We start from the raw sequence: 25,154 nt of genomic DNA, 5'->3' as shown, positions 1-25,154 counted from the left end.
ATGTTATTGTACAAAATATTCTATATTTAATTTATGAATTAGTCTTTTCTTTTGAATTTAGAAGCAATAATCCTAGTATCAATGCTATGACAAAGAAAGCTACAAAAAAATGGAAAGCATTATCAATAGAGTTTATCAAATCCCCACTTAAGTGCAAATTGCTAAAATCCGCCATCCCCACAATAGCCTTAGAAACTATTGCTGGTGGTACAGTAAACTCAATTACTAGTATTACCAATGTTTGGCTTAATGCTCGTCCAACATTATAAATAGTATAGAACATACCTGATGCTGAACCAGCTTGTTCTTTTGGTACAGTTGAAAGTACCATTTTAGCTAGTGAGGGCCATGCTATACCGTTGGCTACAGATATTATAATTAATGGTATAACCACAGCTGGAATAGATAGCTTTGATCCCAGATTTCCAAGCATAAATAAGCCTATAACAAGAAATATAAGACCAAATACAATCATGCGTCCAGCTCCGAAATAATCTGCTAGTTTGCCACCCAATGGTCCCATAATAAGTTGTGGTGCTGATAGTGGAATAATTAGTAGTGCTGCATTCATTGGACTTAGGTGCAGTGCACCTTGCAAATATATGCTTAATAATAGCGTTATTGAAAAATAAGCAATACAATAACTTACCGTAATTCCTAAACCTGTTGAATATTTTTTATAGGCGAGCAAGCTAAGGTTGAATAATGGATTCTCCACATGTAACTCAGTAATTGCAAATGCAATCCATAACAGGATAGTAGCTATAACTAATACTATTGTTAATCTTGAAATCCATCCCCAGGAAGCACCTTCTGAAAGTACAACCATCATGGCTACTAGTCCAGAGGTGAATGTAAATATTCCTCTCCAATCTGTCTTTTGTTTATTATGGACCTCTTCATCTTTCATAACTAAGGTAGCTCCGATTATACCAATTAGAGCAAAGGGTACTGTGATAAAAAATATTGAGCTCCATCCAAATTGGCTGATTAATACCCCTCCTACTACAGGACCAACTAGAGCTCCAATAACCCATGATGTAGCATTAATTCCTAAAGCTAGACCGAGCTTATTATCAGGAAATGTCTTAAGTATAGTTGGTGTTGCAGTAGCTAAGGCTAAAGCGGCTCCTAATCCTTGAATTACCCTATAGATAATTAAAGTTAATCCAGAGTTTGCTATGCCACATAAAACCGTACCAATAGTGAAAATTACAAGACCTAATATGAAAATACGTTTTGTTCCAACTGTATCTGCCCATTTACCTGCTGGCAATATGAGTACAGTACTAGAGATAATATAAGCTGTTATTGTCCATAATCCAACACCCACTGTAATATTGAGTCCCTGCATTATTTTAGGCAAACCTATGATTACGATGGTAGAATCAACGCTTGTAATAAATGAAACCAGTGTAACAATAATCAAAATACTCCACTTAGGCTTCTGTGAATTTGTCATATAAATTTTCTCCTCTTGAAAGGGGTTTTATTTTTAACCATAGACCATAAACAAATTTCTAAGTTTCAGGCTGAGGTTATGAATTCCCTTTAAACTAATTTTGCTATAAATTTAGTTTACAGGAAAACATATATCATGTACAATGATCATAAATGATCTAACAATTCACTTTTTGTGATTTATATATTGAGGAGGAAAAATTAATGGAGAGTAACGAACTACGAATTTTCAAAGCCGTTGCACAGGAAGGTAGTATTACAAAGGCAGCGTTATCCTTGGGTTACGTCCAATCGAATGTTACGGCAAGAATAAAACAGTTGGAATCTGAACTTAAAACTCAACTGTTTTATAGGCAACGTGGAATGATATTAACTCCTACAGGTGAGAAGCTACTTGTTTATGCGGAAAAAATCATACATTTATTTGATGAGGCTAATATTGCGCTTAATGATTCTGCTAACCCCTCCGGTAGTCTATGCATTGGAGCTAATAATACCATTTCTTCTCTACATCTCCCAGAAATATTATCAAAGTACCATAAAACTTATCCAAAGGTTGATTTGTCACTTATAACAAGCGAATCAAATGAACTTGTTAACAGGGTTCTACATTTTCAATTAGATGGTGCCTTCGTAAAGTCGTTATCATTTAGCGATAATAATATTGTAAAAGAACTTGCATTCGAAGAAAATCTGGTACTTATTTCAAGCCCAGAGTACAATGATTTGGAAACAGTATGTTCCAAGCCATTTCTAATGAACAGTATAGGATGTCCAAATAGATTACAACTTGAAACTTGGCTGAAATTAAAAGGCATTAATAAGATAAGATTTATGGAATTCAACAATTTAAATTCCATTATTGAAGGTGTAATAGCAGACCTAGGCGCATCTTTTGTCCCTAAATCCGCAATAAAAAAATATGAAGATAGTGGACTTCTTAAATCCTTTGCCATTCCAGAACAATATAGTGTTACAAAAACTTTTTTTATAAGACGTAAAGATTCACTAAAGACTAGTGCATTATCAAAATTTATTGAAATGGTGGAACTTGAGACTCCCTACAATGCAGTTATATAGTGACAAGTTAAGGAAATTTTCCTTAGCAGAAAATCTTCATTAATTTGTCACTTATGTAGCTCTTAACTTTTTTTATAGTAGTCTTTTAAAATTTCATCCATGACCCTACTCGTACGAGACCCGCTAATGCCTTTACTAGGGCATATCCCCTTGCCGTTAAGCTCATTTACTATACTTTGAATTAATTGCTGCTGAATATGCACAGGATTAATTATAGATATTGAAGTTGTCCCCTCTAAAGTTGTGAGTAAAATAGGATCTGATCCAAAAGTTGCAAAAGCTATCTTACCTTTGCTTCCAACGATTTCATTCATATCATAATTATCAAAACTTGAAAAGCACCATATTCCTGCTCCCTTTACGCCAGACTCAAATGACAGTGAGGCAGTAACAATATCTTCTGCATCATATAACTTAGCTTGGTTGCCAGCAAAGCCACGTGCTTCCCTGATTGGTCCTAAAATATAATCTAAAACATCCAAAGTATGGGATGCAAGATCAAGAAATTCTCCGCCACCTGCAAGTTCTGGAATGACTCTCCAGGGTAAAGTTCTTGAATTAGGAGCAATTTTCATTGGTTTTCTATATAATGTAACTGAGACAAAACGTACTTCTCCAATTTTTCCAGAATCAATAAGTTCCTTTATCTTATTGAATCGGTCCAAAGCTCTTCTATAATATGCAACAAATAATGGTACCCCTGCATTGCTGCAAGCCTCTACCATATCAATACATTCCTGAAAATTCCTAGCCATAGGTTTTTCAACATATACCGGTTTTCCTGCCTGGGCACATTTTATTGCATATTCTTTGTGAAATGCAGGAGGTGTTGCTATGTAAACAGCATCTACATCAGGGTCATTAATTAATTTTTCAGCATCGTCATACCATTTTGGAACATTGTGCCTAAGTGCATAATCTTTTGCTTTTTCCCCATCACGGCGCATTACAGCTATTAATTGTGAATTGTTTGCATTTTGAAATCCAGGCCCACTTTTAACTTCGGTAACGTCTCCACATCCAATAATTCCCCAACGTATAGTCTTCATTATTAAGCATCTCCCTATATCTTCATTTATCAATTTTAAACATAAAACAAATAGAAGTTATTTTATATTTTAACATAGCAATTAACCAATTTCAATTCAAGTGTAATTTCGATAAAATCCCAATTTATACTTGTATTCCTATATTTCTGCATAAATAAAATTATATTTTACACATAAAAAATACCGCGCCAAGGGCACGGATATTATGTCTATAATCTACATTTTTCAAATGCTTGTCTAAGATCATTTATTATGTCATCTGCCTCTTCTAGTCCCACACTAAATCTTAGATGTCCATTTTTAAATTCCTCAGGGTAAAAATGATTTCTCTCGTCTTCCGGTCCAGTATAAACAATAAGGCTTTCATCATGACCAATGGACACAGCAGAAATAATAATTTTCAGTGAATTGACAAATTTATTATGTGTCTTAACATCACCTTTTAATCCAAAAGAAATAACACCCGAAAACATACTCATCTGTTTTTTTGCAGTTTCATGTTGAGGATGACTAGTAAGACCTGGATATGCAACAAATTCAATTCCAGGGTAGCTTTCAAGAAACTTTGCCACTTTTAGCGCACTTTCACTATGTTGTTTCATACGTAATGGTAATGTTACAACCCCACGGGTTATTAACCATGCATTAAATGGACTAATTGTACCCCCTAAATTCACCATTGCCTCACGCTTTATTTTATCAATAAGCTTTCCTTTACCAATTACAGCCCCACCCATAGCGTCTCCGTGTCCATTTATATATTTTGTTAAACTATGAATCACAAGGTCTGCTCCAAGCTCTAGCGGTTTTTGCAAAAATGGAGATGCAAATGTACTGTCCACAGAAAGTAGTGCTCCAGCACCCTTAGCAATTTTTGAAATTTCCTCTATATCACTTATTCTAGTAGTTGGATTTCCTGGAGTTTCTATATGAATAAGTTTAGTATTAGGTCTTAGCGCTTCTTTTATTTCATTTAGATTAGAAGTATCTACAAGTGTTGTCTCTATACCATACTTTTCAGGGAAATATTCATTTAAGAGCCTATATACAGCTATATATGAAACATTTGAGCATATAACATGAGAATTTTTATCTAGAAAAGTAAAAAATACTCCAGCTAGTGCTGAAACCCCACTTGCCAGTACTACACAATCCTCTCCACCTTCAAGTGATGCTAGTCTTTCTTGAAGGTATATCTGATTTGCTGATGTATTTCTAGTGTATACTAGGTTATTAGGATCGCTCCAGTTAAGTGTTGAAGCATCTTCAGGTAGCAAATAGCTGTTTGCCATAGTTAATGGTCTTCTTATTGCTCCTGTTTCTTTATCAATGTCATTTCCAACATGAATACATCTTGTAAGAAAACCCAATTCATTTTCATTGGCCACATTAGTCACACCTTTCCAATATGTTTAATAATTATTACACAAATTATAAATCCATTAGGGATTTTTGTCAATATTATTTTAAGGCAAAGGTTATTAAATTAAGTAAGTATAAAAAAAGATAAGACAGCCAGTATTCTTGACTATTTTATCTCAGCTAACTTAATAATAAACTGTGGTTTCTATTATTCTTATATCTTTTAATGTGCTATTTAAAATGTATACATCATAGGAATCATCTTTTTCAGATATAATAATACAAAATAATTCCTTTTTATTAACCAAGTAATTCTGATTATTTACCACCATAAAGAACTCTTCTTGAGGTGAATAATAATATTTTATCTGGTTTTTGCAGTGGGTGTTATTTGCTTTAGAACTTAATTTAAATTGCTTTTCACTTTCAATTACCAAACTATTTATGTTCCCCGTGCACCCTTCAGTAGTCATTAGATTAAAATCTACTACTGATCCATAGCTCTTTGTTGTCCATTCTCCTTTAAAACTATCTTTGTCAAAAGGTTTTAAATGTACACTATAATGATTTTCATGTTCTAAAGTTGTACTTCCTTCAATAACCATAAGTTCTCTGCTTATACCAGGCAAATTTGTGAAATCTGATACGTCAGAATCCACTGTTGCACTACTTATTCTCCATTTGAAATTTTTCTCTAGATATTTTGAATTCTCTGGATATATAACCATTTCAGTGGTAGTTCCACCAACCCAATTTGATAGCTTGTATTTGTCTCTTTTAATTATTTCTATACTATATTCCATTTAACTTTTCAACCAAGCCCTTAACTCTACTAACTACTTTCTCCTCGGTTATACTTACAAGTTTTCCATCAATTACTCTTTCTTCCCCTGCCACAACTACATTTGAAATAGCATTGGGTTGCATTGAATAAACTATATTGGGAATTAATGATTGATTAGGAGAATATATTGGCTGAAGTGATAAATCATCTATATCTATTCCTACAAAATCAGCCATATAACCTTTTTCTATTTTACCCACAGGTATACCAAGAACTTCTCCACCATTTTCTGTTCCCATATTAAACGCATCATTAGAATTTATTATTGTACAATCCAAATTATTTACTTTTTGAAGTAATGATACCATTCGCATCTCTTCAAAAACACTTATTCGATTATTACTACATGCCCCATCTGTTCCAAGTCCTACGGTTACTCCATTTTTCACAAGTACAGGAATGTTTGTAACCCCATCTGCCAAAAACATATTACTTGAAGGACAATAAGCGAGGCTAGTTTTTCTTTTCCCCATAAGGGCAAGTTCCACATCATTAAGCCAAACAGAATGAACAGCTACTATTCTTTCATCCAGAACTCCTATCTTATCAAGAAGTTGTACTGGTCTAAGTCCAAAGTTTTTAACAGTGTCATTAACTTCAAACATCTCTTCTGCTACATGTATATGACATTTTGTATCCAGTTCCCTTGCCAAATTATGTCCTGCTTTTATCATATCAATTGATGCTGCATGAAGACTATGAGGTGCTGGTGATATTGTTACCATGTCATTGCCTTGATACTTAACTGCCAAGGCTCTAACATTTTTAGTAGCAGTTTCAATTGTTTCTTGATACCCCTTTGGCGCTCCATCCCAATCATACATAGTTCTAGCCAATACTAGACGAATTCCCACATCCTTCGCTGCTCTAATAACAGCTTCATCACTTAAAATCCCATGATTATGTACATAAAAAAAATCTGATACTGTAGTAACTCCATATCTCATCATCTCTGCAAATGCAAATAGTGCTCCTGTATAAATATCCTCTTCATTTAGAACAGGTGAGTATTTGTATAGAGCCTGATCACGCCAAACCAAAAATGGTTTGTCAGTAGCGATGCTTCTAAGCAAACTCTGAAAGGAATGATTATGAACATTCACGGTGCCTGGAATCATGGCTAGTTTATCCCACCTAATAATTTTCGCATCTCTATTTGCATTAAAAATATCACCATACTCACCTATTTCTTTTATCTTTCCATCTTCAACTAATACCCCTGTATTCTCAATGAACTTAGATTTTTGTAACAATAACTTGGGTTTATATATAGTTTTCATAATTAGTCTAGCTCCTTATCTAATATTAATATTGTTTCCAGTAAAACATTGGCAGCCTTTATTATATCCATTTCTTCTGTAAATTCATCAGCACAATGGCTTTTGCCATTGACACTGGCAACAAAAAGCATAGCAGTTTTAGTAAGACTCGACATATGAACAGCATCATGCCCTGCCATACTAACAAGTTCAATATTAGTCTCATCCATTTTTGTCATAGCTCTTTTTAGTGTGCTAATAATAGCTTTATCCATTATTACTTCTCTTTGTTTAAGCATAGTTTCACTTATTATTTTTACCCCTCTTTTGTTTTCTATAAAAGAGATAGCATTATTAATATTTGCATAAATTATTTCTACATCATTAAAATCAGGAGTTCTAAATTCTAAAATCGTATCTACTTCTCCAGGAATTATGTTAATAGAATTAGGCTTAACTTCAATATGCCCAACTGTACCCACCACATCGTCCCTATGAATATCTTTAATTATTTTTTCAAATTCAAGGCAAAGCTGTGATGCTGCAATAAGAGCATCATGCCTGCAAGACATTACCGTTGTACCTGCATGATTTGGCTCACCTATAATCTTTACCTTTTCCCTATAAATACCTGTTACCTTTGGAACAACGGCTAAGGACAAATTTTTATCAAACAGTCGTCTCCCCTGTTCAATGTGACATTCAATAAAGGCACTCATATCCTCCTTTGAAATTTTTGCATCTTGCAGATTTTCTATGGATCCTCCTACTTTTTTCAAAGCTTCTCCAAGCGTTATTCCATAATCACCCTTTGCACCCTTGATATCATCTTTAATTAATTTTCCCGAAGCAACTCTACTTCCTAAAGTAGATAGATTAAACATATTAGGCTCTTCCGCTGTAAAAGATACAAGTTTTAAGGGATGCCTTAGTTTATAATTGTTTTCCTTAATTATATTCAGAACTTCCGTAGCAAGAATTACACCTAATGCTCCATCGTATTTTCCACCATTTGCAACCGTATCATGATGCGATCCTAAAACTAATGCTGGTAAGTTTTCAGTACCTGCTAGCCCCGCCCACAAATTCCCTATAGCATCTATTTTAACCTTAAAATTAAGTTGTTTTCCCCATAAATATATAAGCCATTTTCTAGCGTTTATATCAGCCTCACTACCAAATGGTCTGTCCATTCCCCCATGTACATTCTTACCATATTCAGCTAAAGTATTTAATCTTTCCATAAGTCTTTCTTTATTAATTAACATTTAGCACGCCTTCTTACTGTTTTTATTTTTCAAATGTCTTAATTATATTATATGAACATCTATATAACGTCTAATTTTATAAATATCTTGTTATTTAGTGCTAATTTGTTATATTATTAGTATATATTTTAGTGATTTATAAAAAAGTTTTTTGTTTAAGTTGAAGTTTTTTCTCCAAATGATACTTCTAAAGGTGGTGATTTTTGTGGACTATATTTATGGTAAGTTTCTTGGAAACTCTACTATTTCATATAATGGTAAAGAGCTTTATTTTTCATTTAGTAAAGTGAAGGCACTATTTATTTATTTGATTATGAATAACCTAGTCACAAGAGAATATGCCTCTAACCTTTTATGGGGTGAAAAGCCAGATGATATTGCCAGAAAAAATTTAAGAAATGCCATATATCTTATAAAAAAAAGTACAAATGCAAATATTTTTTCAAATTCAAATGGATCTGTACTTTGTTTTAATAAAAAAATAGTAATAGAAACCGATGTGGATAAATTCATTAAAAACAATACTCTTTTAGATTTATACAACGGTGAATTTCTAAAAGGATTTTTCATAAAAGGTTCTGAAAACTATGAAAGATGGACATTGGAAACAAGAACTACTTTGAATAGAGCATATTTAGAAGGACTAAATAGTAGCATAAAAAAAGAAAAACTTAATAAAAATTACCCCAAAGTTGAGTATTATTATAATTTATTGATTAGCGAGGATCAATTTAATGAAGGTGCTTACCGAAACCTCATGGAAATCTATTATTTCCAAGGCAAAATCAACGATGCAGTTAAAACTTATAATTCCTTATGTGAAATACTGGACAAGGATTTATCCATAACACCTGATGCTGAAACCGAAAAGATATTTGCTAAAGTACTTAATTTAATTAATCAGCGTAAAAATATAGGTTTTTCTAAGGAATTTTTTTTTGGAAGATATGAAGAAACTACCTTTTTAGAAAACAACTACAATAATTTTATTAATAATAAAAGCACTGCCAAATCCGTAATCTTAAAAGGTGAAATGGGAATTGGCAAAACCAAACTAAAGGAAAATTTCAAAGAAAAAATAGATAGGACAAAGGTTTTAGTTTTAGAAATTGATTGTTATGAATTTGACACTGAAAATACATTAAAACCTTTTAAACTGATTATTTCAAAAATATATGATTTTATGACGTCTAAAAACATTAAAATACCTGAAACCATGCTCCAAATGATAAATAACTTAGTTCCTGAGTTTTCTTCAGAATCTATTAGTGGAAACCTCATAAGATACGATGCTATAACTGAATTAACCCTTGGTTTATTAAATATAATAAACACTAATAATAAAACGATATTTATATTTGAAGATATCCAATGGATGGATTCCATAAGCTTGTCTATTTTGACTAATCTTATTTTTGATTCTTATGAAACTAACACTTTATTTTTACTAACATGTAGAGATGAACATAATTCTGATGTGGATAAATTTATGACCATAATAAATAAATACGATAAAATTTATACTTGTTACTTAAATCGTTTTAATCATGAAGGTGTGAATAATTTTCTACATAAAGCTTTACCAGACCTTAGCCTATCAAAGGATATACTAGACAAAATATATTCAGAAACCGAAGGCAACACTTTTTTTATAGTTGAATATATTAATCTATTATATTTGAACAAAAACATAAATATCATGACGTCTAAGATGAAAGATATAATTAGAAGCAGATTTATAGACATCTCCCCAGATGCCACAAAACTACTCGAAATAGCATCTTTATTTGATGATGAGATTCCAATACTGGCATTTACTAGTTTAATGAAAAAAGACGAATTAGAAATTATAGATATTATAGATGTGCTTGAGAATAAATCAATATTAAAAGAAGTCACTAAAGGTACCGGTATTTTTTTCAAATTTGCTCATGAAAAATTTAGAGAATTTATATATATGAATTTATCCTTAGCTAAAAAAAAGATTATGCATAATATGGTTGGCAAGCTCCTTGAAAAAGATTGCATCAATGAAACTAGAGATGTAAATACATATAACAAGCTAATCTACCATTTTGAAAAAGCAGATAATTATATGGATACTTTAAAATATATTATTAAGGACTTAAACATTTATCTTAATTTTAGTCATGAACTATTTCCCATACTTGACTATGATGAAAAATTTAACAACACCCTTTATTTTAATGAGAAAAAGACAAAAGTATCTTTAAATAAACTTGAATATATTCTAAATAAAATTAAAAGTGAAAAAACTTACTCAAATGAAATAGCAGAGCTAGAGATAGGAGTCCTGCACATTAAAGGGAGATATTTAATAAGAAAAGGTTCCTATAAAGATGGCATAGATATAATACATACAATGATTAAGAAAGCCATTATGCTAGATAATTATACATATATTCTTGAAGGTTATAAACAGATGATATACTATAACATTCAAACTAATAATACTTTTGACATGATAACCTATATAAATTCTGGACTAACCCTTTCCTCAAAATTAAATGACAACAAAGAGATAGGCGTGTTTTTAAGATTAAATGCCCAATATAATAAAATGATTGGCGAATTTTCTAAAGCTGAGAAAATGTTAAACAAATCAATTGATACTCTTAGCACCAATGAATATACTGCAGATAAATATGCAGTTGCCATTGCTGCAGCCTATAACTACCTAGGTGATATACGAACCTTAACTTGCAAACAAAATGAAGCCCTAGAATATTACATAAAAGCTATAAACATATGTAAAGGTAGAAATGTATTGACAAGTCTAGCTATATTTTATGTGAATGCAGGTGAAGCTGCTTATAATACCGCCGACTTCGCCTTGTCAGAACAATATTTAAAAGATGCTTTAAATATTTATAGTAATTATGATTTAATCTGGGGAAGATCTATTGCAGAATCTTTGATGTGCCTACTCTCTCTCAGAAAAAGCAATTTTAATGAGGCTGTTAAGTTTCTAAAAAGTGCTACAATCAGTTCCACCTTTTTAAAAAATCCAAAAGAGTTAGCTTTACTCCAAAGTGCTAAAGATAAAATTAAAAATACCACTTTCTTAAAAGATCAATGTTCGTATTGATCTTTTTTTATTGTAAATTGATAATATAATACACACCCCCATGCAGTCAAATTTTTTTATGGTAACAAAATAGACGTTGTAAAGACGATAAAAACATATAATTAATACTAATATGTTTTTTAATGTTTAGGAGGCCGAGATAAATGATAAATAATTTAGATATTAAAAATGCTATGAAAATATGTTTGGATGACGATTTACCAAAAATGCCTAAGTTCATTGAGGGTATACGTCGCGCTCCCGATAGAGGTTTTTCTTTAACTAGTGCTCAAACAGAAATTGCTTTAAAAAACGCTTTAAGGTATATACCACCATCATTTCATGATGATTTAATCCCTGAATTTTTAGAGGAACTCACCACAAGAGGCAGAATTTACGGCTACAGATTTCGTCCAGAAGGTAGAATTTACGGAAAATCCATTGATGAACACAAAGGAAAATGTGTTGAAGGAAAGGCTTTTCAAGTTATGATAGAAAACAATCTAGATTTTGAAGTAGGCCTTTATCCTTATGAATTAGTTACTTACGGAGAAACGGGTAGTGTGTGTCAAAATTGGATGCAGTATAGACTAATTAAAAAATACTTAGAAGTCTTAACTGAGGATCAAACCTTAGTACTTGAATCTGGACATCCCCTTGGTTTATTTAAATCAACTCCCAATTCTCCAAGAGTAATAATCACAAATGCCTTAATGGTAGGTGCATTTGACAACCTTAAAGACTGGGAAGTAGCAGAACAAATGGGTGTTGCCAACTATGGTCAAATGACTGCAGGTGGTTGGATGTATATAGGACCTCAAGGCATAGTTCATGGTACTTTTAACACACTTTTAAATGCAGGAAGAATGAAACTTGGAATTCCAAATGATGGAGATCTAAGAGGACATATATTTGTAAGTTCTGGTCTTGGTGGCATGAGTGGCGCTCAACCAAAAGCAATAGAAATAGCAAATGGTATAGGTGTATTTGCTGAGGTAGACTTGTCTAGAATTAATACAAGGCTAGAACAAGGTTGGATTAAAAAAATATCTTCAAATCTAGATGATGTATTCAATCTAGTAAAAGAATATTTAGTTAAAAAAGAACCTATTTCCATTGCTTACCACGGTAATATAGTTGATTTATTAGATTATGTAGTAAAAAACAATATAAAAATAGATTTATTATCTGACCAAACTTCCTGCCATGCAGCCTATGAAGGAGGTTATTGTCCACAGGGTATTAGTTTTGATGAAAGAACTAGACTCCTAGGTGAGGACCGACCTACTTTTAATAGCTTAGTGGATAATACCCTTAGAAATCATTTTGAACTTATAAAGATTCTTGTAGAAAGAGGAACCTATTTTTTTGATTATGGCAATTCCTTTATGAAAGCAGTTTACGATGCAGGCGTTAACGAAATATCCAAAAATGGTATAGACGATAAAGATGGCTTTATATTTCCTTCCTATGTAGAGGATATAATGGGACCTCAATTATTCGATTATGGATACGGACCTTTTAGATGGGTTTGCTTAACTGGGAAAAAAGAAGATTTACTGAAAACTGATCATGCTGCTATGGAATGTATTGACCCTAATCGAAGGTATCAAGACAGGGATAACTACAATTGGATAAAAGATGCAGATAAAAACAACATGGTAGTGGGAACTCAGGCTAGAATTTTATATCAGGATGCCGAGGGGCGCATAAACATTGCTCTTAAATTTAATGACATGGTAAGATGTGGTGAAGTTGGAACTATAATAATAGGTAGAGATCACCATGATGTAAGTGGAACAGATTCACCATTTAGAGAAACTGCCAATATAAAAGATGGTAGCAACGTTATGGCTGATATGGCCGTTCAGTGTTTTGCTGGAAATGCAGCAAGAGGTATGAGTCTTGTTGCACTTCATAATGGTGGTGGAGTTGGCATTGGTAAATCTATTAATGGTGGTTTCGGTCTTGTATTAGATGGAAGCTACAGAGTAGATGAAATTATAAAATCGGCTATTAGCTGGGATGTTATGGGTGGAGTTTCAAGGCGTTCTTGGGCACGAAATGAAGGTTCCATAGAAACAATAATTGATTTTAATAATAATCATAAAGGTACTGACCACGTAACAATACCTTATTTATCAGAAGGCAATGCGGTGAAAAATGCTGTGGATAAATATTTTAAATAAGGCATCATACTATGGTCTATTTTCCTTATAATTAACCCATAATCCTGTCCTCTGTCTAAGAAATATTTCATATGGAGATGACAATAATGATAATTAAAAATATAGCTAACCTTGTAACCTGCGCTGGCATATGCCCTAAAATTAAGAATGAATTAAAGAATGCCAGTATAATAAAAAATGGTTACATAGTAACAAAAAATGAAATAATTATAGAAGTAGGAAGTGGCAATGGTTACAATAAATATTTATCTGTTGATGAAATTGTTATAGACGCAGAAGGTAAAACTGTAACTCCTGGTCTTATTGATAGCCACACTCACGTAGTATATGCTGGTTCTAGAGAATTTGAGTTACCATTAAAGCTTAAAAATATGAAATATATTGATATATTAAATGCTGGTGGCGGTATACTTAACACTGTGGAAAACACTAGAGAAGCTTCTATTAAAGACTTAGAATCTCAAACTAAAAAGAGACTAGATTTAATGCTTTCTCATGGTACAACTACCATTGAAAGCAAATCCGGTTATGGACTGGATTTTGAAACTGAAATAAAGATGCTAAGGGTGAATAAATCCCTAAATGAAACACATCCCATTGATATAATCTCCACATATCTTGGTGCACATGCCGTCCCAAAAGAATATAAAGAGAATAGAAATGGATATATAAATTTAATCATAGAAAAAGTTATTCCATATATAACTGAGCATAATTTGGCAACTTTTATTGATTGTTTCTGTGAAAATGGAGTTTTTAATGCTACTGAGGCAAGAAAAATTTTATCAACTGGCAAAAAAGCAGGGCTAAAAATTAAAATTCACGCAGATGAAATTGAATCTGCAGGAGCAGCAGAACTTGCGGGTGAACTTAAGGCTACCTCCGCTGAACACCTTGTGGCTGCAACAGATACTGGAATAGATGCTATGGCTGATAATAAAGTTTGTGCTGTACTTCTTCCAACAACGTCTTTTTATCTTATGCTAAATACGTTTGCAAGGGCCAGAAGGATGATAGAGCGTGGTGTACCTGTGGCTTTAGCAACAGATTGTAATCCAGGTACGTCCCCCACAGAATCTCTCCAAAGTACCATGACCTTTGCCTGTTTTGGATTAAAAATGCTACCTGAAGAAATAATCAATGCTATGACTATAAACGCAGCCTATGCCATTGGCAAAGAAAAACAAATTGGTAGCCTTGAAAAAGGTAAAAAAGCTGATATAGTTATTTTTAATGCTAAGAATTTAAATTACTTATTGTATCATTTTGGAGTAAATTCTGTTGACAAGGTAATCAAAAATGGTGACATAGTTGTTGTAAATGGTAAAACTATATAAGGATGAAAGGACTAAATAAAATATGAATATAATTAAATTAAATGGTAACGACCTTACTATAAACGATGTAATAAATGTAGCCTTCAATAATTACATCGTTGAAATTGATGAAGAGGCTAAAGAAAAAGTTAACAAATCACGAAAAATAGTTGATAAAGTAGTTGAAAACAATGAGATTGCTTACGGCATAAACACAGGTTTCGGAAAATTTTCTAACGTTACAATATCGAAAAATGAATGCAAAGATCTGCAACGAAAATTGATATTATCTCATGCTTGTAGCACTGGAAACAATTTCCCAAAAGAGATTGTAAGAGCCATAATGCTTTTAAGAGCTAATGCATTATCAAAAGGATATTCTGGTATACGTTTATCTGTAATCCAAACACTAGCTGATATGCTTAATAAAAATGTACATCCGATTATAAGAGAAAAAGGTTCCCTTGGTGCCTCTGGAGATCTATCACCACTAGCTCACATGGTGCTTCCTATGATTGGTGAAGGAGAAGCAGAATTTCTAGGTAACATTTTACCTGGCCGTGAAGCTATGGAAAATGCCGGTATTGATGTTGTTGAACTGATTTCCAAAGAAGGTTTAGCTCTTATAAATGGAACTCAAGTAATGACAGGTTCAGGTGTTATATCTCTGTATAATAGCATTAACCTTTTAAAACTCAGTGATATCGCAGCAGCTCTGTCCTTAGAAGCTTTAAGAGGAATTAGAGATGCCTTTGATCCAAGAATACAAGAAGTTAGACCTCATCCTGGACAAATTAAAACTGCTAAAAACATACTTTCATTAATAGATGGTAGTACCTTTGTAACAAATCAAGGTGAGGTAAGAACTCAAGATGCTTACACTTTAAGGTGTATACCACAAGTCCACGGTGGAAGTAAAGATGCTATAAATTATGTCAAAGGTGTAGTTGATATCGAAATGAATTCCGCTACTGATAATCCTTTGATTTTTGATAATGGAGATATAATTTCTGGTGGAAACTTCCATGGCCAGCCAATAGCTCTAAGCTTCGATTTTTTAGGTATTGCAGTAGCAGAACTTGCTAATATTTCTGAAAGAAGACTGGAAAGATTAATAAATTCTAGCTTAAATGATTTACCACCTTTCCTTGCTAAAAATGGTGGACTTAACTCAGGATTTATGATTACACAGTACGCAGCTGCAGCTCTTGTGTCAGAAAACAAAATTCTTACACACCCAGCTTCTGTAGATTCAATTCCGTCCTCTGCTAATCAGGAGGATCATGTAAGTATGGGAAGTATATCGGTTAATAAGTCTCGTGAAATCGTAAATAATGTTAGAAGAGTTCTTGCCACAGAAATTATGGCAGCTTGCCAAGCAATTGACTTTAGAGAAGGTTTTAAACTAGGTGCTGGTACTTCTGAGGCTTATAAAACTGTAAGAAAACACGTACAATTTATCGAAGAAGACACTATAATGTATAAAGAAATTGATAAATGCGAAGAACTTTTAAAGAATGGTGAACTTTTAAAAGCAGTAGAAAACAAAGTAATTTTAGAAGTATAATAGCATCAGGTGTATATGGTTTAATATTTAACTATATACATCTGATGCTATTTCCTTTAACACAATTTCATCTATAACTTCAAAATAATCATCTTGTTTTTTTATTACACCTTTTGTACACAGTATTTTTAAAGTCCTTAATAAATGCCTGTAGCTTGTCCCTAACAATTCTGATATCTCAGTTAGGCTTTCGTTAAATTTCACCTTTATTATTCCATTATCACAAACCCTCTCACCAGTAGCAAGAATATAACTAGCTAATCTATTCTCAAGTGGATATAGTAAATTAATAGAACTGTTCTTTGAGCATCCAACTAATTTCTCTCCCAATTGATTACATATATACCTTAAAAATTTATCATCATTTAAACATTCTTCCTTCACTTTTTCAAGTGGGATGCCAATGCAATAAACATTTTCTATTGCCTGCACATTTGAATATGCTGGTTTAGATTTAATAAATTCTAGATCTCCGAGTAACATGAAATCATGATAAAAGCAAGTCAGTAATGATTTTCCATTACTTAGTGTTACATATACTTTGGCATTACCTTCTATTACGAAAAATAAATACTTAATATATTCATTTTCTTTACAAATGTATTCATTTTTTTTAAATAGTAATAATTCCATAAATTGTCTCATATCTTTAGTAAATATTTCACTAATATTGTACTTTAAAATATACTTATCTATCATTTTATAATCATTGATTTTAATCATTCTGTAATATCCTCCAGACAAAAAATTCTTTTTTATTTAATTATTGATAAATATCCTTATCTTAATATGACATATGTCCTAACTTGTTTCAACTATTACATGATAAAGTATACTTAAATTTATATTAGGAGAGGATATTTTGAAAATTTTCATCTCAACCTTTATAGGTACTTTGATAGCTATCATGATTGTGTTTAATGGAACCTTGTCTAATTCTTATGGAAATTATACATCAACTGTAATAATTCATATTACAGGGCTTTTATTTATTATATTTTTATTATTAATAAGTAAAACAAAAATCACATTGAACAAAGCCACTCCTATATATTTATATAGTGCTGGCGCAGTAGGTGTTTTTACCGTACTTTTTAATAATTTAAGTTATTCAGCCCTTGGTTTATCTATGACAATTGCTTTAGGGTTACTTGGTCAATCTGTTACCTCTATTATTATTGATCACTTTGGGGTACTGGGAATGCGAGTCATACGCTTTAAAAAAAAGAAACTTATTGGTTTAATGCTTGTTTGTTTTGGAATATTTGTAATGGAAAGATTTTAGAGGGGGAATAATTATGTTTTTTTTTATCTTTATATCAATTTTGTCTGGTGCTTCCATAGTACTTGCTAGGATTTTGAATTCTAAATTAGCAGAACTCATTGGAATTATGCAAGGTACATTTTTCAACTATGTTACCGGCCTATTTCTTTCATTTATATTTTTACTTTTTAGCAATGAATCATTATTAGCTATAAATTTACACCCTATCCCTATTTGGGCCTATTTAGGTGGAGTTACTGGCATTTTGGTAATTACCCTTTCTAGCTACATAACACCAAAAATCTCTGCATTTTATTTAACCCTTATAATTTTTATTGGTCAAATATTTACTGGGATTATAATAGATTATTTTACGTTAAATAATCTATCAATAGGTAAAATTCTAGGTGGACTATTAGTATTAGCTGGACTTATCTTTAATTTGATTGTAGACAAGACCTCTAAACCAAAATTACTTATTAAGACATCTGCATAATTACACTTTTTAGATAATGTTTATACCCTAAGTCTATATCCAGCTCCCCAAACAGTTTCAATATATTGTGGGTTAGAAGGCGAAGATTCTATTTTTTCACGCACTCTTCCCACATGTACAGTAACTGTAGAACTGTCACCCAAAGCCTCCATTCCCCAAATTTTTTCAAATAGCTCATCTCTACCAAAAACCTTATTAGGATTTTCACTTAAATAAAGCAATAATTCAAATTCTTTTTGAGGCAAATTAACTTGATTTCCATTTATGAATACCTGTCTCGAATTTTTTCTTATCTCAAGTCCCCTTATAATAATTATATCTTTTTTTACTTTTTCACCAAATTTATTTTTAAGTTTTTCATAGTTATTAAGATGTGACTTTACCCGTGCAACAAGCTCTCCTGGACTAAAAGGTTTTGTAATGTAGTCATCTGCCCCAAGACTAAACGCTTTTATTTTATCTATTTCATCTTTTTTTGCTGAGACTAATAGTACAGGTATATCTTTGGTTTCTTGGATACTTTTTAAAATATCAAATCCATTAATGTTTGGAAGCATAATATCAAGAATTAGTAAATCATATTTATTTGTTTTTATTTGATTTAATGCTTTCATGCCATCTTCACATATTTCAACTTCAAAATCCGCTAATTCTAAATAATCTTTTTGAAGCACAGCAATACTAACATCGTCTTCTACTATCAAAATCTTTTTCATAACATCCTACTCCCTTTTATCTTTGCTAGTGATATTAGTATACTAGTCCCTTCATCTCCATGACTAATACTCCATATCTTTCCTTTATGTCCTTCTACAATTTGTTTTGCAATGGCAAGTCCCAGTCCACTGCCCTTTGTTTCACTTCTTGCAGCATCTGCCCTATAGAACCTATCAAAGATATTATTTATATTATCTTTGTTTATTCCAATTCCATTGTCTCTTATCTCAATAATTATGCTTAATGTTGTTTCTCTAAGCTTTATAGTAATGTATCCACATTTTTTATCCATATATTTACGAGAATTATCAATAATATTCATTATAACTCTTTTCATTCTTTCTAAATCAATTTTAACAAATACTTCTTCCTTCAAATCATTCTCCAGATTTATTTTAATGTGATTTTTATTAAGTTCAGGTTGAACCTCAAAAATACAATATTTAAAATATTCAACTATATCCGCTTTTTCAAAGTTAAAAGGAATTTGATTTAAATCCAGTTTTGAGTATAAAAGTAAATCATCTATCATTAAATTTATGTTCTCCGCTTTAGAATAAATGGTTTTTAAATAAAATTCCCTTTTCTCTGGAGTATTAGCTACATTGTCCAAAATACCTTCCACATAACCTTTTATTGAAGTTATTGGTGTCTTTAAATCATGGGAAATGCTAGAAACAAGAATTTTTCTATCTTCGTCGTATTTAACTTTCATGTGAATAGAATCTTTAAGTTGCACTCTCATGGCTTCAAAACCACCACATAACTTAAAAATTTCCTCATCACCAAATTCACTTATTTCACAATCTAAATTTCCTTTACTAATCTCTGTGGTTGCCCTTTCTAGAATCTGCACAGGCCTTATTATTCTCTTTGAAAACAAATAAGAGGTCACTATATTTACTATTATAGATGAAATAATGAATACAGATACAATAACTATAATAATTATTTCAAAAATATCGATTTTATCCCCAATGGGAGCAAGTAATATTACATTACCAATAATTCCATCTTTAAATTTAACATCAGTTAGCCCAACTATATATGAGACGCCACCCATTTCAACCACATTTTGACCTGATTGTTTTTTTACTTGTTCAGCACATATTTGTGCATCAAATTTATTTATACCTCTTGAAGCAAAAGCCACAGAACCATTTTCAGTTATTATGTATTTGCCTTTAAAACTAGTAAGACGCTGCCTAAGATATTTCTCAAATTGTTTTTCATCTACTGGTTCATTATTTTCTTTAGATATTCCATTTGCCATGCTAAATACTTGGGTCTTAATTGATGTAAGTTTTTCAAAATTTTCAAAGCTTACATCTTTATTGAAAATTTTGGTTGAAATAATTATAAATATAAATGCTGCTGTAATTGTTATCATAATAGGAATTAAAACTGTTAATGTATTTGAAATAACTAAACGTCTTTTTATTCTCATTTTTTTCACCTAAAATTCTTTTTTATCAAATAAGTAAAAGCTACCTGTAAATAATAATATGCCATAACTAAATAGTAAAAGAAACTCCCTTAAAATCTTGAAAAATGGGAAAATGTTCATAATCCATAGCGTATACCAATCTAGCATGGATGTAAACAGTATACCTGAATAATCTGAAAATAAAATTCCCATTACTTTAAATCCTAAAAAAACTATGATAGTTAAAAAAAACACTCCAATTCCACTACCAATAAGATTTGTAAATAATGCTATTACCATTATTAAAATTATCATGGGAAATAAAGTTACAACATAAGAAACTATAATCCTTAAAATACCATATATAGTGAAAGTATTAGTGTTAAAAATGAAGCCTGCTAATATAGAAAATACCATTACAAATATAAGATTTGCAAATATAAATAAGCTAATTGCAGTTAATTTTGCTGTGAAAAATTTTAATCTTGAAACTGGTCTTGTCAATGAGATTTTCATTGTATTTTGAGAATATTCTCCTGAAAAACTATCAATTGTTATAAGGGCCGCAAATAATGGAATAATAGAATTGGCCACTACAGAAAGTACAAGTAGTGGAAATTCCATACTTCCAACTCCCCTTATTCCAAAACCATTTCTTAACCCAATCATAGCAAGTTGTCCAATTATAATAAAAGCCAGTGCCAGTATTGCAGCTACTATGATTTTTTTCTTTTTATACATTTTTTCGATTTCATTAATAAGTGCAGCCTTAAATCCTTCCATATCTCTCTACCTCACTAACAAAATAATTTTCTAAAGATGCATAATTATTTAAAATATTTTCAGTAGTATCAACATTTAACATTGTTCCGTTATATAATACCCCAATACGATTGCAAGTAAGTTCCACATCATGTATAAGATGGCTGGAAATAAAAAATGTAGTCTTTTCTTTTTCAGCCAGATCTTTTATGATGTTTCTGACATCTATCATACCTTCAACATCCAGTCCATTTAATGGCTCGTCCAAAATGACGATCTTGGGCTTTGACAAAATTGATGCTGCAATTCCCACCCTTTGCTTCATTCCAAGGGAGAATTTTCTTGTTTTTTCATTTTTATATTTTAACATTCCAACAAGATCTAAAACCTCTTCTATTCTAATATCATCAACATCTTTATAGAATCTGGAAAATTGTTTAAGATTCTCATAGGCTGTTAAATATGAATAGGATTCTGCAGTTTCTATAATACAAGTAGTGCTTTCCATGGCTTTTTCATATTGATCTAATATACTATAAGAAAGAAGCTTAACATCACCACTATCCGGCCTAGAAAGTCCTGTCATTATTTTCATAGTAGTAGTTTTACCTGCTCCATTAGGTCCCAAAAACCCAAAGATTTCTCCCCTGTTTATATCTAAATTTATGTCTATTATGCCTCGACCATTTTTAAATGTCTTGTTAAGATTTTTGATTTCAATAGTCTTCTCCATTTGTAATCCTCCTAATGCTTAATCGGTATTAACAGTAAAGCTGACTAAAGCTTTTCATCCTAACCTTTACTAGATGAAAAACTTTAGTTTAACTTTATTATTACTTTTAAGCGATGTTGTTAATTAAATACTCTGCTATACTCGTAATTGTATGAAGAGTCTTGACTTTGTACATTATCAAATCCAAAGTTTATTGTAGCTGAATTAGAATTAACCCCCATATTGCCTTTTATTTTATTTCCCTTTGAATCGGTAATCTCAAAATTTGCATTAAATGCATCTTTAACACTGGCAGTAAAATTTGTGTTTTTTATATCCGAAGCATAGGATTCATATCCCTTTATATATTCTTCATGATATCTACCAATAATTTTTTTGTCATCTACACTTGTCAAATCTACTATTCTTTCACCAATTTTTTGAAATTTACCATCCTTTTTAATCACTATATCATTTTTATAACTACCAACATAACTTTGTGGATCAGACAATTTATTATTATCAGCTTGATTACTACTTACATTAACTTTTTTCCCATTAAGATCTGGTTTGTTAATTCTAGTTGTATTGATATCTACAATTTTACCTACTATTTGAAAATTTAAATTATGGACTTTTCCTTCTTTGTCTTTGCATGTAATTTCAGCACTTCCCAGTCCACTTAGGATCAAACCATCTTTATTTAAAATCATATCACCACTAACATTTTTTACATATACATCACTTATGTTATTTGGGAAAATACTACTATTACTATTACTATTACTATTACTATTACTATTATCACTACTGTATTTGCTTTTTACCTCATAGGACACTATGGCATTTGCAATGGCAGGAATTTGGCTTTCACTAATATTACCTGACAACTCTTTTGTTCCATTATCTTTTGGACTTACTACCACTGAATCCTTAAGCTCACCTACAGCTGCATCTATTATTCTTTCTACATCGCTCACTTGTTTCCCTTTAAATGGATTTCCAAAAGCTTCAAATTTAGTTTCTTTAGTAAAATTAGTAACATTATAAATATTATCAGTACTTACTTCATTTATAACAGTTTTTTTATCACGATAATAATGACTTATAATTTTAGGTTTATTACCTTCACTGTCAGTTGACGTATTCTCTATAGCATCCTTTGATAAATCATATTTATTTATATAGTCTTTTTCAGAAATAATATCTCCATTATCCTTAACAATAATGGAAGTGTTAACAGTATAGTTTTGTAACTTACTATTTAGACTATCAGCAGTATACTTCAGTGCATCTTTAGCTTGTTCATATCCACTTTTAGTAGATACTTCTGCAAATGCAGTAGTTGCAAACATTATTGTTCCAACCATAAAGCTTATACCCATTACAGCTTTTTTCCCAATTTTCATCTTTAACTTCTCCCCTTATATTCTAATTTAATTTAGAAAGCTTTCAATAATCTTATTATAGAACCTATGTCTTGCTTTTTAATAAACTAAATATAAACAAAAGCTAAACAAGTTCTTAGTGCCAGACATGGTTTTGTCTGACACTTAGAACTTGTTACCTAGGAACTTACTGGCTCTTTACTACAATAAATTTTTTAAGTAATTTTACAAATTTTGAAATGCAGTGTACAAACCAAATCACAGATATTCCAAGCATAATATCATAAGATAAGTTCAATAAAAATAAATGTTTTTCAAAATCTCCATGTCCTGAACCTATTACAGGTAAAATAAGTTGAGATGATCCTGCTGCAAGAATAAATAATAGCATTAATGTTAAAAGACGAGTGCCCTTATCTTTATTTCTTATAAAATAGAATACTACAATTCCTAAATAAATAATTGAAAATGAAATAAAACCGTAGATATTTCGGTGAACATAGGGATATTTCTTTATAAGATTTGTTCTAAAAGTGTTTATAATTTTTTTATGAGTATATTGGCCTTTCATAAAATTCCATGGACCTGGCAATGAAAAACCATAAGCATTATCCGCAGAATCAACAACCTTTTGCCACAGTCTATCAAGATGATTGAAATAAAAACCTAATACTTTAATTGGAGATACATTTGGGTAAAATTCGTTTTTCATCTCCGCCCCCATAGGGTCATTTCCACCATCTTTATTGTAAAACGAATGGTTATCAAAGACCAAAAACTTTTTGTTTATTCCTAGTTCCTTTAAATCTTTCTCCGGAGTTTTAGAATCCCTTAGCACGCCAGCAAAAACTGATTGATATAAATTGTTATCATTCATTGTATTAGTTAACGAAAAATATGATGCACCGCAAAGTGCAATGACTAGAACTGAAGCTATGGCAATACATTTTCTCTGTGACCTGCCTTTGTAGTAAATGAATAAAGCTGCATAGATAATTAGCATAAAAATAAGCAATGGCAGTTCCTGAGATTTTGAAGTTAAAAAACAGGCTGAAGCTATAAAAAAACATATGAATTGTCTTATCTGTGGTTCTTCTTTACCAATCAAATTTAAGTATGTTCCTATGCATAAAAAAAAGAATACAATGGTACCTGCTTCTCCATAAAAAGAATTAAAATATTCCAAATATGATGTATCCGTAAAGAACAAAATAATAAAAATTCCGGCCGTTAATTTTGATATAGGTGAAAATTTTTTAAAATTCATTATTAAAAAAATAGCCATTAAAAATACTAATGAATAAACAAATGCAAAATATCTTATATCAAATAAGCTGTTATGAAAATTATGCACAAATAATGATATAAATACAGCTACTTTAAGTAATATAGCTCCTGAAACCCAATCTGTATTAAAGGGATCCAATAAGCTTGGACTCGTTATTGAATACTGTAGGTGTATAAATCCATCATATATTTTATGGTATTGACTATGTAAGTTAGACAGTCCTCCATAATATGTTAATCTTTCAAAATCTCCATTATCACATTTACCTAAAATTGGATATATAAACAATGTATTTAATAATATAGCACCTATTATTATTAAAACAAATATTTGAATTAGATATTTATAATTTTTAATTTTCTCTATAATCCATGACATGTATTTTGCCTTCCCCCTCATTGTAAATGTCCATTCTTAATTTACATTTTATTTAAATAATACAATAATATCATTATAAAACCTTTATCTTGCTTTTTAATAAACTAAATATAAACAAAATCTAAACAAGAGCCTAAGTGCGTAATAGCTCTTTACAGCTATCCTCCCAATCAAAAAATAGAAAAACTAGCATGCCTATTTACATAAGCATACTAGTTTCCCTATATATTCTCAACAATT

The 25,154-nt window shown here is 31.2% G+C and carries 20 protein-coding genes; 7 read left to right on the top strand and 13 right to left on the bottom strand.

The features are described 5' to 3' along the window. Positions 1–31 precede the first annotated feature (31 nt). Entirely contained in the window at positions 32–1,462 is a 1,431-nt protein-coding gene (locus BR66_RS0117470; RefSeq protein WP_026884057.1) for an MFS transporter, read from the bottom strand. A gap of 203 nt (positions 1,463–1,665) precedes the next feature. Between BR66_RS0117470 and BR66_RS0117465 the strand changes: the two genes are divergently transcribed. Beyond that, positions 1,666–2,541 (top strand): LysR family transcriptional regulator, encoded by an 876-nt coding sequence (locus BR66_RS0117465; RefSeq protein WP_026884056.1) that lies wholly within the window; start codon positions 1,666–1,668, stop codon positions 2,539–2,541. Between the two features lie 62 nt (positions 2,542–2,603). Here the strand turns inward: BR66_RS0117465 and BR66_RS0117460 are convergent, their stop codons facing one another. The 5 genes from BR66_RS0117460 to BR66_RS0117440 form a co-directional block, all read right to left on the bottom strand. Continuing rightward, complete coding sequence (locus BR66_RS0117460; RefSeq protein WP_026884055.1) at positions 2,604–3,590, bottom strand: Gfo/Idh/MocA family protein; 987 nt, start codon at positions 3,588–3,590, stop codon at positions 2,604–2,606. A 209-nt stretch (positions 3,591–3,799) separates the two neighbouring features. Continuing rightward, positions 3,800–4,978, bottom strand: coding sequence for a trans-sulfuration enzyme family protein (locus tag BR66_RS0117455; protein WP_026884054.1), 1,179 nt, complete (start codon positions 4,976–4,978; stop codon positions 3,800–3,802). 159 nt (positions 4,979–5,137) lie between these two features. Beyond that, the gene (locus tag BR66_RS0117450) at positions 5,138–5,755 is read right to left on the bottom strand and encodes a HutD/Ves family protein (protein ID WP_026884053.1); all 618 of its coding nucleotides are present in this window, start codon (positions 5,753–5,755) and stop codon (positions 5,138–5,140) included. Beyond that, positions 5,745–7,076 (bottom strand): amidohydrolase family protein, encoded by a 1,332-nt coding sequence (locus tag BR66_RS0117445; RefSeq protein ID WP_026884052.1) that lies wholly within the window; start codon positions 7,074–7,076, stop codon positions 5,745–5,747. Before BR66_RS0117445 ends, BR66_RS0117450 begins: the two co-directional genes overlap by 11 nt. 2 nt (positions 7,077–7,078) lie before the next feature. After that, positions 7,079–8,323, bottom strand: coding sequence for a Zn-dependent hydrolase (locus BR66_RS0117440; protein ID WP_026884051.1), 1,245 nt, complete (start codon positions 8,321–8,323; stop codon positions 7,079–7,081). A 205-nt stretch (positions 8,324–8,528) separates the two neighbouring features. Here BR66_RS0117440 and BR66_RS24190 point away from each other — a divergent pair, with 205 nt between their 5' ends. From BR66_RS24190 to hutH, 4 genes are all read left to right on the top strand, one after another. Further along, positions 8,529–11,432, top strand: coding sequence for a BTAD domain-containing putative transcriptional regulator (locus tag BR66_RS24190; RefSeq protein WP_051624288.1), 2,904 nt, complete (start codon positions 8,529–8,531; stop codon positions 11,430–11,432). 143 nt (positions 11,433–11,575) lie between these two features. Continuing rightward, the gene (locus tag BR66_RS0117430) at positions 11,576–13,600 is read left to right on the top strand and encodes a urocanate hydratase (RefSeq protein ID WP_026884050.1); all 2,025 of its coding nucleotides are present in this window, start codon (positions 11,576–11,578) and stop codon (positions 13,598–13,600) included. Between the two features lie 86 nt (positions 13,601–13,686). Beyond that, the gene (gene hutI / locus BR66_RS0117425) at positions 13,687–14,937 is read left to right on the top strand and encodes an imidazolonepropionase (protein WP_026884049.1); all 1,251 of its coding nucleotides are present in this window, start codon (positions 13,687–13,689) and stop codon (positions 14,935–14,937) included. A 22-nt stretch (positions 14,938–14,959) separates the two neighbouring features. Beyond that, positions 14,960–16,483, top strand: coding sequence for a histidine ammonia-lyase (gene hutH, locus BR66_RS0117420; protein WP_026884048.1), 1,524 nt, complete (start codon positions 14,960–14,962; stop codon positions 16,481–16,483). 27 nt (positions 16,484–16,510) lie between these two features. On the opposite strand, the gene BR66_RS0117415 is transcribed toward hutH, so the two are convergent. Further along, on the bottom strand, positions 16,511–17,206 hold the full coding sequence (locus BR66_RS0117415) for a cyclic nucleotide-binding domain-containing protein (RefSeq protein ID WP_026884047.1): 696 nt from the start codon (positions 17,204–17,206) through the stop codon (positions 16,511–16,513). 139 nt (positions 17,207–17,345) lie between these two features. Between BR66_RS0117415 and BR66_RS0117410 the strand changes: the two genes are divergently transcribed. After that, on the top strand, positions 17,346–17,768 hold the full coding sequence (locus BR66_RS0117410) for a DMT family transporter (RefSeq protein WP_035796517.1): 423 nt from the start codon (positions 17,346–17,348) through the stop codon (positions 17,766–17,768). A gap of 13 nt (positions 17,769–17,781) precedes the next feature. Beyond that, the gene (locus BR66_RS0117405) at positions 17,782–18,243 is read left to right on the top strand and encodes a DMT family transporter (protein ID WP_035796514.1); all 462 of its coding nucleotides are present in this window, start codon (positions 17,782–17,784) and stop codon (positions 18,241–18,243) included. Between the two features lie 20 nt (positions 18,244–18,263). On the opposite strand, the gene BR66_RS0117400 is transcribed toward BR66_RS0117405, so the two are convergent. The 6 genes from BR66_RS0117400 to wsfD all read right to left on the bottom strand — a co-directional run bounded on the left by BR66_RS0117400 (position 18,264) and on the right by wsfD (position 24,914). Further along, positions 18,264–18,959: a response regulator transcription factor gene (locus BR66_RS0117400; protein ID WP_026884044.1), complete on the bottom strand. Its 696-nt coding sequence runs from the start codon at positions 18,957–18,959 to the stop codon at positions 18,264–18,266. Further along, positions 18,956–20,407, bottom strand: coding sequence for a sensor histidine kinase (locus BR66_RS0117395; RefSeq protein ID WP_026884043.1), 1,452 nt, complete (start codon positions 20,405–20,407; stop codon positions 18,956–18,958). Before BR66_RS0117395 ends, BR66_RS0117400 begins: the two co-directional genes overlap by 4 nt. A gap of 9 nt (positions 20,408–20,416) precedes the next feature. Beyond that, positions 20,417–21,169 (bottom strand): ABC transporter permease, encoded by a 753-nt coding sequence (locus tag BR66_RS0117390; protein WP_026884042.1) that lies wholly within the window; start codon positions 21,167–21,169, stop codon positions 20,417–20,419. Beyond that, positions 21,156–21,881 (bottom strand): ABC transporter ATP-binding protein, encoded by a 726-nt coding sequence (locus tag BR66_RS0117385; protein ID WP_026884041.1) that lies wholly within the window; start codon positions 21,879–21,881, stop codon positions 21,156–21,158. Before BR66_RS0117385 ends, BR66_RS0117390 begins: the two co-directional genes overlap by 14 nt. Before the next feature lie 119 nt (positions 21,882–22,000). Next, positions 22,001–23,269, bottom strand: a complete 1,269-nt coding sequence (locus BR66_RS0117380) for a hypothetical protein (RefSeq protein ID WP_026884040.1) — start codon at positions 23,267–23,269, stop codon at positions 22,001–22,003. 166 nt (positions 23,270–23,435) lie between these two features. Further along, the gene (wsfD, locus tag BR66_RS0117375; protein ID WP_026884039.1) at positions 23,436–24,914 is read right to left on the bottom strand and encodes a glycan biosynthesis hexose transferase WsfD; all 1,479 of its coding nucleotides are present in this window, start codon (positions 24,912–24,914) and stop codon (positions 23,436–23,438) included. Positions 24,915–25,154: the final 240 nt, after the last annotated feature.

The sequence above is a fragment of the Clostridium akagii DSM 12554 genome (assembly GCF_000686725.1).
In the GTDB taxonomy this organism is placed as follows: Bacteria; Bacillota; Clostridia; order Clostridiales; family Clostridiaceae; genus Clostridium_I; species Clostridium_I akagii.
This window is presented reverse-complemented; position numbering and strand designations above follow the sequence as displayed.